This is a genomic window from Spirosoma radiotolerans (assembly GCF_000974425.1).
GTDB lineage: Bacteria > Bacteroidota > Bacteroidia > Cytophagales > Spirosomataceae > Spirosoma > Spirosoma radiotolerans.
Genome location: NZ_CP010429.1, coordinates 1463186 through 1476353 on the forward strand (window position 1 = coordinate 1463186; position 13168 = coordinate 1476353).

4 protein-coding genes and 1 CRISPR repeat array are annotated in these 13168 nt (G+C 50.7%); all 4 genes read right to left on the minus strand.

Annotated elements, in window-relative coordinates:
- Nucleotides 1-2 precede the first annotated feature (2 nt).
- The 4 genes from SD10_RS05665 to cas4 all read right to left on the minus strand — a co-directional run bounded on the left by SD10_RS05665 (nucleotide 3) and on the right by cas4 (nucleotide 13168).
- Nucleotides 3-1193 carry a hypothetical protein gene (locus SD10_RS05665; protein WP_046376070.1) on the minus strand — a complete coding sequence of 397 codons (1191 nt, stop codon included), beginning with the start codon at nucleotides 1191-1193 and terminating at the stop codon, nucleotides 3-5.
- On the minus strand, nucleotides 1193-7282 hold the full coding sequence (locus SD10_RS05670) for a hypothetical protein (protein WP_148562383.1): 6090 nt from the start codon (nucleotides 7280-7282) through the stop codon (nucleotides 1193-1195). Before SD10_RS05670 ends, SD10_RS05665 begins: the two co-directional genes overlap by 1 nt.
- The gene (locus SD10_RS05675) at nucleotides 7266-8960 is read right to left on the minus strand and encodes a hypothetical protein (protein ID WP_046376072.1); all 1695 of its coding nucleotides are present in this window, start codon (nucleotides 8958-8960) and stop codon (nucleotides 7266-7268) included. Before SD10_RS05675 ends, SD10_RS05670 begins: the two co-directional genes overlap by 17 nt.
- A gap of 290 nt (nucleotides 8961-9250) precedes the next feature.
- A CRISPR array of direct repeats spans nucleotides 9251-12384; the repeat unit is 37 nt; unit sequence GTTTCAATCCTTCTTCTCGTGGATTAGCCTCTGGAAG.
- A 196-nt stretch (nucleotides 12385-12580) separates the two neighbouring features.
- The gene (gene cas4 / locus SD10_RS05680; protein WP_046376073.1) at nucleotides 12581-13168 is read right to left on the minus strand and encodes a CRISPR-associated protein Cas4; all 588 of its coding nucleotides are present in this window, start codon (nucleotides 13166-13168) and stop codon (nucleotides 12581-12583) included.

Here is a 13168-nt window from a genome sequence, read left to right on the forward strand (position 1 = left end):
AATTAATGAATAGGGGTTGGTGGGGCGGGCGTGCCAGATGATTGACCGGACGTATTTCCCGATGATGAACTGGGCTGAACAACAATGACTCCATTGGTGCCGCCGGGAACCGTTACTACCCCTACACCTGAAAAATCATTACTGACTGTTTTCGCCAAATCCAGTGCAAAAGATGACGGAAATGGCTGAAGACCATTTTCGAACGCATATTTATCGACGTAGCGGTCGCCGGTGCCGTCTTTCATCGTTACGTCGGAAGCGAGTGTAGCACCAGGCAATTGCTTGAGGTAGAAGCCAATAACAGAACCCGGTTTGGTCAGTTGCCAATAATTGCCACCTTTAACACTAGTGAACGTCTTGAAGAGCTTATCCACCTGCGCGCTGTTAGGGACTGAGCCTGTTGAAGCCGCCGAACTTCCCAGCGCGGCTCCTACACTAGATCCGACACTAGACACGGCCTGACCTATAGCGCCCACTGTCTCGGTTTGTTTAACTACACTTAGCACCAGGGCCACACAGTCTTTGGCCGTATCACGAATCCGGTCTTTCCCCCGGCTGGGATCGCTGCCCTGAGAAGACATATACGCCATATTCGGATCGTATTGTGTGATAGACACTTCACCCGATGCAACGGCAGCATTCTGTAATCGGCCAGAAAAGAAATAATTGCGGTAGTCATCATTCAGGGAGATAAAATCCTCTGTGTAGAAATCCAGATTCAACGATGTGCTGATGCTCTTCATAAACTTTTCCCGGCCTGCCTGGCTCATACTTTTGGGCTGACCGGTTTGCGTCCCAACGGCCATCTGATACGCATAGGTCAGGCTACTGGCCAGGCTTATGAGTTTATCAATCAGTACTTTACGTTGCGGGTAAGCTCCATTGAGTGTACTGAGCAGTACATCGATGTTGTCTTCCAGCCGTTCGACATAGGCTTTATACACGGGCACGTTCAGAAACATCATGCCGTATTTTCCGGGAGAGCTAGCGAATGCCTGTCCGGCCAAGGCCATTGACGCCGTTTTTTTGTCGGCATTATCCGTTGTGATGACGGTATTGGCCGCCTTCGTCATATCCTGCTGGGTCATCTTCATTGAATACTGAGCCTGGCATACCGACGGGTTCATTAGGTTCCCGATCAGAGAAAGTAGCCCGGCAATGGCGTAAACACGGCGTAAGTTTTTTGCTTTCATTAGTTCTGCGTAATGCCTTTCAGGTTATTTTTTGAGATTGGAGTTTGCGCATTGTCGAAACCACCCTGATTGAAGAGTACGACCTGCCGCATCAGCTGATCATAATTGACAGTAGGGGCAGCGGTGTTGTCAGCGGTTTTGAACAGAATATTGCCATTACCCAACTGGTAGTTCGATAAACCGTTGATCAGGCTGACCATTGGTTTTACGAAGTCGGCAAACCAGGGATTCGTTGAATCCAGTACTTTTTGCAGCACCAGCGGAGGCAACACGCTGCCGTTGGGCAGTTTTTTCCAAAGCAGCTCGTAGCTATCGAAACCCTCAGGGCTCTGAATCGGAATGGTGTAGGCTTCGATATCACTCGTCCGAACGGTTTTCTGTTCTGCTGCCAGGAATGGGCTGGCTTTCAGCTTTTCGGCTAGTGTATTATACTGGCTGGTCTGGAAAAAGTAGGTATAAACCGGCTGCTCCAGCTGCGTTTTTACGTCTACTTCTTCGTCGCTTTTGCCCTTGCCCAGCTTGATATCTGCCATCGTTCCAACCGATTGCCCAGTCACTTTTGCCCCGATGGCGTTCCCCTGCTGGCTGTTCTCTTTCTGTACCGTCTGGTCGACATAAGCCGCATTATAACCTTGTGCCAACCCATTGACAGAGGCTACTTTATTGCTCATCAAGCCTGTGCCGGGCCCAGGGCCTGGTTTAGATGACACTGTAACAGCGCTACCGAAGCCATATTCGGCTTTCTCTCCGCTCAGATACGTGTCTTCCAGTTCTTTTCTAATTTTACCTTTCTGCTGAGCAATGATTTTTTTCTGTTCGGCCACCAGCGCGTCGGTTGGTTCGCGGAAGATCTCAATTCGGTACAGGGTTTTCTTTTGCAGAAAATTAATTGGAATCCCGAAGCGCAACAGCTTCCCGTCGAACTTGGCACTGTTGTTCGTCCAGACGCTGCCAGGGTCTTTCTTGTCGAACTTATTGTCTTTCAGAGCCGTATAGCGCACACTGAGCCGGTAATACTTGTCGCTCTGAATCTTATCGAGGCAGCAGCCGAAATTGCTTGACAGTTCAACGTAGCCGAAAATCCCGCCGTCGCCAATGGTGAAGTACCGTTGCCCTTCGAACGGATAGGAATAGGCGACTGATGGAACCGCTCCCTCCTGGCTAAGCGAACTGACACACTCGCCCGTTGTAAAAGTGTACGATTTCGTCTCCGCAACCAGTTGGCTCTTGTAGTAGTAAGGGTCGTACTGGTTGGTACCCGTGTTCAATAACTTGACACCCACCGTCAGCGATACGCTGAGCTTGGCATTAGGGGGCAGGGTAGCATCGCGGAAAAACGTTACGTTGAAGTTTCCACCGCCGTCGGGGTCATTACCGAACCGCAGCCGGCCACTGTTATCGAGCGAACAGTTTGGGTTTGTACTACTGGCCTGCAACTGCGTTGTGACAAACGGATTGGTGGCTGTACCACTCGTAAAATCCAGCCGGAACGTGCGGAAGCTCGCAACAGGCTGTCTCGATAGAGAGTCAACATCATTGATCTGAATCAGTGTCCGAACGGGGTAGCTAAATTCGGCGTAGTAAGGCGAAATAACCGATACATTCTTGCTGTTGTTTTCGGGAGTCAAGCCCGCAATGATGGGCAGGTCCGCAAACGGATTGGGCTGCTCGAAGGCCGGTTTACACTGCTCATCTTTGTTATACCACATCTCGAAGGTAGTACTGCCCTTGATGCGTCCGCCCAGCGCCCGGTAGCGTAGCAAAATGCTCCCATGTATCCAGATCGGGTTTACCATGCCGCCTTCAAGCAAGGCGGCCGCCTGCACCTTGAGGAGTTCCAGATAGCCCGAATATATCCAGATGTCGATGTTGATACCGAGCGTCAGCGCTAGGTCGGCATACATCTGCCCGTTGGCATACCAGCCATTGATGCCCGGTATCTGTCCACTGCTACAGGGAGCGGTTATTTTTTGCAGGGCCAGATCGAAGCCGAACGCTGCGTGAAACTTGGCTTCGAAGGGGCCAAATTCAAACTTGTCGTCGGTGACAAACCCTGAACCAAAAGCCAGTGCATCGGTCCCGGCTAAATGAACACCTTTGTAGCCTAGTGCCTCCAGATCAGCCGCCGACATACCCCAGGGTGGTGGTGGTAATGTCGTGACTCCATCTGGTTTTAGATTGTGATACATCACAAAATAGGACCCAAACGTGAGTGACCCTAAACTTTTTACTTTGATAGCCAGCTTTATCCGTTCCGAATTAGCGAAACAGTCGTCGGCATTGCCGCAGGGTGTTGCATCGGGCAGACCGATAAAGAAGTACCAGTCACCGGGTTTCTCTTTGCTGTAATCCTGCTTTGGATCCGGATTGCCCAGCGACGACGGGAAGGAAACGTGTAAACCCATATCTCCGCTCCCAGTCACACTGAATACGCCACTCGTAGTTCCATAATGCATATTAAGCCCAAACTTGCTGTCGAAGTAGCCTTTATCAAAATTGACATCAATAAAGCCAACACCTGTGGCCAGCGCCTTATCGGGTTCAGGACCAAACAGGGCAGCATCCAGGTCTAATCGTAAATCGCTCAAATGAAAGCCGTTCTCGGTGCTCACAGTAGCCGCCATTACGCCATTCATATCGAAGAGGTCTTTGGATTGCATCGTTACTTCGACCGCTACTTCAAACCCGTCGTGTTTCTGGCTGGGGGTGAATTTAACCGGAGCACCCACTTTTGGCTTGCCCTTCTCATCGGTCTGGGTTTCCTTGATCATGTTGTGGAAGGCGCCCCCGCCGAAAGCAGCCAGGGTTAGCGGAGTACCTGGAATCGGAACGGGGGCAGGCAGGTCTGCCTTGCCCCCCACTTGCCAGTATCGAAATCCATTGACCCGCCCAAAATAGCCGCCTACCGAAAAGCCCGCACCCAATAGCTTGACGTTCAGATCACCTCTGAAACCAGTACCGTAAGGGGCTTCATTGTCGAAAAAGTCCGCTGTGCCGTCGATGCGCATGAAGCTCAGATTCCCGTGAATACCCACCGAATCGACCCCCACCTTGTCTAAGCCCCAGTCGGGACGCTTATTGGCGCCGAAGCCGATTTTGAACCGGACATAGGGCGTAATGGCCGCGTGAATATTTCCCTCCATCAGCGTAATGTCGCCCGTGAATTTGAAATCGTATTGGCTGGCCTGGCCCTTTACTTTATCCAGACTAACGCTCTTGATCGTGACCGGAAAGCCCTCGTCGTCGGCAGCGGCCAGTAGCGATTTTTGGGGCGATGCAAAGGAGGAATTAATGGTGCCGGAAGTGAAATAGCTGGTCCCATCGGCGGGCGAACTTTGCAGTTTCATGCCCAGGATGGTCATGCCTGGCGATACGATTTTGGCATCTACACTCAGTTTGGCATTGAGCGTAACCGAGGCATTGAACGCACCGTCTTTATTGCCCTGATTGCCTACCGTGATATTGGTGCCGTCAAGCACGGATAGTTTGGCGGCCCAGAGCTTTACATTGACATCTTCTTTTGGCGAAACGATCTGGAACTGGTACGTCAGACCGCCGTTGGGCTTTTCATCTTTCGAGAGGGTGCAGGTATATGGCCAGATCGACCCCTTTTCCATCTGCTTCTCGTCGGGATTGTATTTAAAGATGGGCATCACAACCCGCCCGGCCAGTCGCGCATTCTTAAACTGACTCATCAGCAGGTTAAGCTTCAACGTATCGGCTGAGCAATACCAGCCATCCAGCGATCCGTCGCCCAGCGAGATAACGGGTGTGGCCATAAAGGCACCCGTAAAGCCATTGTCATCGTGGATCAGGTTTTCGACGGACACTGTTGACGGCTTGCCTTGATTGAGCGACTTCAGAACTGTTGTCGTCACGTTCAACTTGGGGAAAAACAAGCCTTTCCACTCGGCTCCCGGTTTCTGTCCAGCCTGCGGATAATCATTCGGTAACTTGGCCGTGTATTCATCTGGCAACTCCGACTGATCGTAAATGCCGGGCTTGCCATCCATCGAAAAGATGAAATCGCGAGAGAGTTTATCGACGTAAAAGTCAGGGAATTCGACTGTAGTGGTCCAGTCGTTCAAATCGGCCTTGGGGGAGTCGTAGACCAGAGTAACTGCCAGCTCTTTATCCTTGTTTATGCCGTTGGCTTCTTTTAGGCCAGGCGGTTTCAGATCGGCGACAATATGGAACGTTTTAAAGTCCCAATTATTCAGGTTGACGTTCGTAATCTTCTTGAAATCAAGATTATTTGCCGACTTGTTATTGACGTCTGTTGTAGCTCCTTTCAGCGTCAATAACGTAGACAGGGGCATATCCAGTCCCAGATAAAGTGTCATGTCGCCACAGATTGGTTTGTCTGGACTCATGCATACTTTAGTTGCACTCAGCGGAACACCCCCAAATTGTGCGCTTGCGACTTTGAACCAGGTAACGGCATCGAAATAAGCCTGAGCAGGCTCAAACACAACATTGGTAATGGCCACATCTACGTTTGCTGTATACACGCCCAGCGGCATTTCCCAACCGATACTATTCTTGGAATTGGTGATACTTTCCTTGACCTGATCTTTAATGGCGCTCAGTTTTTTGCTGATCTCACTTACATCAGCTGGTTTCAGGTCCAGTGCGCTAAAATCAGGCTTATCGTAACCAGGTAACAGACTGGCATTCTGTTGTAGTAACCCACGGACTTTACCGGCAATGACTTGACCCGCCGGGTTGCACTGTACCTTGCTAAGCGATACGCGCAGCTTGATATAGCCCCCACCCACATACGGGAGTTGTACGGTACCTGTCCCATTAATTTTCTGTTCTGCGTCCAACTGTATGCCCGCCAGATCGACCGTAAACCCAGCGACAGTCAATTGTTTTTTGGTAAGGACAGCCTGGTTATCGGCTACGCTACCTTCAGTACTCGACGGTGGTGTTTTGCAATTGCAGTTCGTTATTTTTAGCTCGTAAGGCGTTGACGGGGCCGGTACTTTGTCGGCTATGGCTGTAGCGCCCGCCGGGGGAGTGTCCTGCGCATCCAAACCGGGAATGGGTAATATCGGCAACGCGGGCGTCTGCACTAATTCAAGCCCCGGTTTTTTGGCCAGAACGGGCAGCCCCGTTCCATAGATAAACGAGCAAACCGGGCTCTTGCCGTCGTTCAAAAAGTTGAGCTTCCGGGAGCGGTCGATGGCCTGCACCCGCCAGGCATACCGCTTGCCTACGACTAGGGGCGGTTGGGTGGGGCCGTACAAAAACGTACTTGTCCGCAAATTCCGGACCTCCACGCCCGACTTTGGCAAGGCCACGGCATCAATAAACACATTCGGGTCGACCCCCGTTTGGGGCAGCTCGACAATCCGAAGTGTGTAATCCACCTGCGCGGGCGAAACACCCGCCGGGGGCGTCCAGGTGAAGACAACGGCCTGCGGAGTCGTTGCCGTCACTTCGGCATCGCAAAGGGGCGAAATAAGAATGGGAGGCTCAACTGAACGGACCACAATAGGGGCCGAGCAGCCCAGCGGAAACTCAGCCGACAGCGGTTGTCCGAAGGCCGTTACGGCGGTGTTAGTTGGGGTTTCGTTATAGGCGCGCACGCAAAGCTGATAAGTGCCGTCGGGCAGGGGAAAGCCACGGGCCAGCAGGTTTTTGTCAATCCCGGTTACCTCAATCTGATTCAGGTCGAAGAGCCCTTCCAGATCGTTGCGGCTTAGCAGGGTCTGACCAGGCGGTACGGTCAGGGGTCTTGGCGGACGATAGTTGGGCGAGGTACGAATCTCGATCCCATTATCGCCGGTCAACTGCCCCGCCAGGCGGATCTGGTAGGTGTTTCGGCTGGTGTTGATCAGGAAAACCCGCACCTGCTGACCCGCGCCGGGGTAGTCCTGTAAGTAGGCGCTGTAAGGAGGCAGCACACTCACCTGAATTTGCAGGGGGAAGGTTTGTGCTTGTGTGGGGTTAACCGCAAAGACACAAAGGATAGCGCAAAGAACGCAAAGGAGCCTAACGCTCCGGATCCTTTGTAGAACCGTTGCGGCTTTGCGGACAAGAAGCGCCGTTATAAGCGGAAAATTCTTAAAAAGAGATGCCATAGCCGAGATTGCCTCTTAGTTCGTTGAAAGTCTGTTCCTGAAGGCCTGTATTTGAATTCAGGTAATTAAGTGACACATTGAGCGTCTGTCGTTTAGTCACCTGATAGCCACCGTTGATGGATATCGTCATGACTTTTCCCGTTATGCCGGATTGCTGGTTGACCAGATAGCTGGCATTGGCCGATGTGGTTAATTTCTTCTCAAAGAAAGACTGAGTGGCGCCCAGCGTTGGCCCGAAGAACCGCACCGTTCGATTGGTATCGCCGATTGCAATCGGTAGCTGCGTCTGGGTGTAAGACAGCATCCCATTGAAGCCCCAGCCCGTGGTGGTTTGCTGATAGAAGTAGCCCAAGTTCAGGTTGATATTGTTGTTTTCGGTCTGGCTGGCAGTGGTGGCGTTCAGATCACTCAGTTTCTGGTAAGTTGTGGTAAGGGTGAACACCTGCAGCACATCTTCTTTCTGGAGCGTGTAGCGTGTATTGATGGTCGCCGAGAGGTTGTTCTGTGCCAGCCGGATGGTGTCGATGAGTGGGCGAAAACCGGCCTGCTGACTAATGCCGTAGTTGGATAGCTGGACATCAATACCAAAGGCGGTAGCTGGATTGTAGGAGACAACCAGGGAGCCAATTTTTCGGCCAGTACGCGCACTTTTGTTGTTGGCCAGGTTGTCGTACTGAATGCCATAGCTCCCCGACAGCCGCAGTTTTCCGTCCATCAACGTTAGGTTCGGAGCAATGGCATAGCTCTCAATATCGCTCTGGAAGTAGTAGGCTCCCATCGTCTGGAAATTTGGATCGATGCGTTTGTATTGCAGTTTGATCCCTGCATTTTGGACCCGATACCCGATAGCGGCCTGGGTCGCCTGGGTAAGCTGCGTGGCGAGTCGGGGCGTGATGAGTCTGCCGAAGAAGCGCGTGACGGGGTTACTCCCTTCTGCCGATACCAGACTGCTCCGAACGTCGCGGGTGTAGGCACTAACGGCACCGTCCAGCTCAACGGTAACGTGTTTGACGATCAGTAGCCGGGTTGTCAGGCCAACGACCAGATTCTCGGCGGGCGTAACGGTCTGTGAGACAGACTGTGGGGCCGACACGATGGAGGCCGAGTCATCTTTGGCCCGCAACATGATCAGGTCGACGTAATTAGCGGGTTTGCCGTAGCCTACCTTTACGGCGTAGCCCGTTCGGCCGTAAGCCGGAACAATGTCGGGCTCAGCCAGGTTCGTGGAGATGGCTTTATTGAACCGGCCATATACTGCGCCTAACCGGAGTTTACCGGGATTCAGCTCAACGCCACCACCCAGAAATGTATGCCCAGCCAGCGTGAACGGTGAGAAGGATACATTCCGGTAGCCTGCATGTACGGTAGCCCATTTGTAGGTAGGCGACACGCCGAACTGGTTGAACGGTTGCCGGAAACTGCTCCCCTGATTGCCGAGTACCGCCGAAAACGGAAGCGAAATGCCACCGGGCAAAGCGACCGTTACCGAACCGCTCAGGCCGAAAGGGGAGAGTTGGTTGCGGGCTGCGATGCCACTGGCGGTGTAGAAGCCTGCATAGGCGTTTAGCCCACCCGATACTTTAACGGGTGAAGCCTTCCCCGCTGATGGATTGGTTTGTGCCCAGGCTGGACAGCTCAACCAAAACCCGTAAACGAAAAGTAGTAGACATTGGCGCATTCCTGACAGATATTTGACTCGGCTAACTGGTGTCAAAACTACTTACCTACCCTGCGCGCATCAATCGGATAAATGTATGATAGGGAAACTACGCGCAGAAATGTTTAGTGAGTAAGCCGTTGATCGATAGCGGTTTGCGTTCTTTACTGTTAGGGCGAATATCCAACTATATTGCGTAGAAGTACGCGTGGTTTTTAGTAGTAACCGACTTGTTGATTTCAGTTTCAATCCTTCGTGGATTAGCCTCTGGAAGCCGGTGGTGTTACGGGCTTTGGGGGCGTAGGATTCATGTTTCAATCCTTCTTCTCGTGGATTAGCCTCTGGAAGTCAGATTTTCCACTACCGGGACGGCCCGATATAACCGGTTTCAATCCTTCTTCTCGTGGATTAGCCTCTGGAAGTTTTACTGTAGGTCGGGCTGGGTGGATTGACAAAGTCGTTTCAATCCTTCTTCTCGTGGATTAGCCTCTGGAAGACCGGCGTGTCAATTTCGGCCTAACGCGCTTTATGATGTTTCAATCCTTCTTCTCGTGGATTAGCCTCTGGAAGAAAGCCTGCATCTGACGGATGGTAACTCTGTCACGGAGTTTCAATCCTTCTTCTCGTGGATTAGCCTCTGGAAGAGTTGAACAGGTTGCCGCAGTCCTCGTCCGTTATGGGTTTCAATCCTTCTTCTCGTGGATTAGCCTCTGGAAGTCTGAGCCGGGCTTTCCTATCTACGATCATGGAAACTAGTTTCAATCCTTCTTCTCGTGGATTAGCCTCTGGAAGGCCAAACCTTTTGTTTTGAATTACCCAAGTAGGTGAGTTTCAATCCTTCTTCTCGTGGATTAGCCTCTGGAAGAAACAGAAGTCTTAATAATGTGATGCAGGCTTATTCGTTTCAATCCTTCTTCTCGTGGATTAGCCTCTGGAAGTTCGTAATACCCGCCCTCAGCATCGGAGGTACCCGGTTTCAATCCTTCTTCTCGTGGATTAGCCTCTGGAAGTCTGAGCCGGGCTTTCCTATCTACGATCATGGAAACTAGTTTCAATCCTTCTTCTCGTGGATTAGCCTCTGGAAGGCCAAACCTTTTGTTTTGAATTACCCAAGTAGGTGAGTTTCAATCCTTCTTCTCGTGGATTAGCCTCTGGAAGAAACAGAAGTCTTAATAATGTGATGCAGGCTTATTCGTTTCAATCCTTCTTCTCGTGGATTAGCCTCTGGAAGTTCGTAATACCCGCCCTCAGCATCGGAGGTACCCGGTTTCAATCCTTCTTCTCGTGGATTAGCCTCTGGAAGTCGTAGTATCGAAAGGATACAAAGGCAATCAAGATGAGTTTCAATCCTTCTTCTCGTGGATTAGCCTCTGGAAGAATAGTCTGTTCGCCTGTGAATAGTCCACCTTTTTGTTTCAATCCTTCTTCTCGTGGATTAGCCTCTGGAAGTGCATGAAGTATCACAGTACGGGGCACAACACGTTCAGGTTTCAATCCTTCTTCTCGTGGATTAGCCTCTGGAAGTTCCCGGTTGATTACCGGTTGATCCGTCTGGTCGAAGTTTCAATCCTTCTTCTCGTGGATTAGCCTCTGGAAGGGTTATATCAACGCCCGTATTGTCATATTGACGGGCAGTTTCAATCCTTCTTCTCGTGGATTAGCCTCTGGAAGACTCAGGCAAGGGCTTATCCGGTAACGTGGCGACGTGTTTCAATCCTTCTTCTCGTGGATTAGCCTCTGGAAGCCCCAGATAGCAGGCCATAGCCGCTCCAGACAATACCGTTTCAATCCTTCTTCTCGTGGATTAGCCTCTGGAAGATTTGGGGGGCATCGGTCCGCGTCCAGCTTGTGCCGAGTTTCAATCCTTCTTCTCGTGGATTAGCCTCTGGAAGCCTGGAGGATATACAGCCGCTGTTGCATCCGGGTGTGTTTCAATCCTTCTTCTCGTGGATTAGCCTCTGGAAGACTGCATTAGGCGTTGAGGTGAAAGCGCTATTTGAAGTTTCAATCCTTCTTCTCGTGGATTAGCCTCTGGAAGGTGTAGTTTTCAATGCTGACGATTTCGCCAAATGTGAGTTTCAATCCTTCTTCTCGTGGATTAGCCTCTGGAAGGGCAACCCATTCGACCAGTTCCTGAAGCTTGTAGGGTTTCAATCCTTCTTCTCGTGGATTAGCCTCTGGAAGTCATTGAACAACGCCTGGTTGAAATCCTCGTCAAGTGAGTTTCAATCCTTCTTCTCGTGGATTAGCCTCTGGAAGGGTCTACCGTTCCGCCACCCGGCCGCGTCAGGTAAAGTTTCAATCCTTCTTCTCGTGGATTAGCCTCTGGAAGGACATGACTTCATTATTCATGTTAATACTTTACAGAGTTTCAATCCTTCTTCTCGTGGATTAGCCTCTGGAAGAATCCCACGGCTTTCTGTAATTTTTCAGACATGCCGGTTTCAATCCTTCTTCTCGTGGATTAGCCTCTGGAAGACATCGTTAACTACATCGTTAAGAAGTCGCTACGGGCGTTTCAATCCTTCTTCTCGTGGATTAGCCTCTGGAAGATCACAGAATATTATTTGTGGGAAGGATCAGGATTGGAGTTTCAATCCTTCTTCTCGTGGATTAGCCTCTGGAAGCGGGAAATCGTGGAGCAGAGCGCGGCCTGTTTGCCGGTTTCAATCCTTCTTCTCGTGGATTAGCCTCTGGAAGAGACTACGCGTTATTTTATCGAAAGAGCCGATCAAAGTTTCAATCCTTCTTCTCGTGGATTAGCCTCTGGAAGCCGATACAGATAACCCCGAAGCCGTAACGAAGGGCGGTTTCAATCCTTCTTCTCGTGGATTAGCCTCTGGAAGGCGCTAAACTGCTCATCGTTGAATTGCGTGTAATGCGGTTTCAATCCTTCTTCTCGTGGATTAGCCTCTGGAAGTGGCTAACGGGTATATCTTCGACTAACTCGACTAATCCGTTTCAATCCTTCTTCTCGTGGATTAGCCTCTGGAAGGAACAGGCTTTAGAAGCCAATAAACAGGCCGTTAACCGGGTAGGTTTCAATCCTTCTTCTCGTGGATTAGCCTCTGGAAGTCAACAATAGCAACGTTTACAACGGCTATATGTACGGTTTCAATCCTTCTTCTCGTGGATTAGCCTCTGGAAGAATGAATGAATTGCGTAACACAACGCAAATTCCAGAAGGTTTCAATCCTTCTTCTCGTGGATTAGCCTCTGGAAGTACCGATGCTGAACGTATCGCGGGCAAGGTTATCAAGGTTTCAATCCTTCTTCTCGTGGATTAGCCTCTGGAAGGGTATTCGAAACGCTCATACCTAACGGTACGATAGGGGTTTCAATCCTTCTTCTCGTGGATTAGCCTCTGGAAGGAGCTACTTCAGTTAACTGAGTACAATTACCAGGAAGGTTTCAATCCTTCTTCTCGTGGATTAGCCTCTGGAAGGCGTCGGGATGCCTAATGCGCTCATGGATAGGGAGATAAGCCCTTCTTGAAGACACTCCTTTTCGTTATTTAGCAGGTCAAAGTACATAAGAAATTGGCAATTTTTACAGACTTTCCGTAAAGGTATCCGGTTGACAGATAAATAGTTAGCGGCCAGTTTGAGGCCGTTTAAAATAGGTTGCCAGCCGGAATCGGTTTATTTGATGCAAATATTGCGGTATGTGCAAGTTACACAACGTGCCTTCGCTTTAGTAGCCTTTGGGTAAAAATTACGGTCGATAATGGTGAAAATAGCTTCGGCCGCCTGCTTTACATCCAGTTTGTCTTCTTCCGTAATGGGCACCTCCACAACCCGGTTGTTACTGCGTGTGTAGACCAGAAAGCCCCGGTCGACCAGGCGGCCAAAGTTTACTTCAATTAGCCAGGCATAACAGTAAAGCTGCGTCCTGTAGGTTTCATACACCTTGTCTTTATACTCGGCAAATTTATAGTCTAGCGGGGCCATTGTGCCGTCGCCGAAACCCAGTACCTCATCGACCACGCCCCGCATCAGCTCGTTGGTTAGGTACTGATCGGTGTGCTTCTCCGTCACGGGCGCACCCGGTCTGCCCACCCGCTTTCGCAGATAATCTTTGTTACGCTCCAGTCGCTCGTCGTGGAGGTTGCGCCCCCGCATGACTTTGTAATTTTTCTCTTCATACTGTGGAATCGCCAGAACATACTCGAAATACGTAAAGCGCGGACAGAATAAATGCTCGATAATGTGCGATGGGGTGAGGGTCAT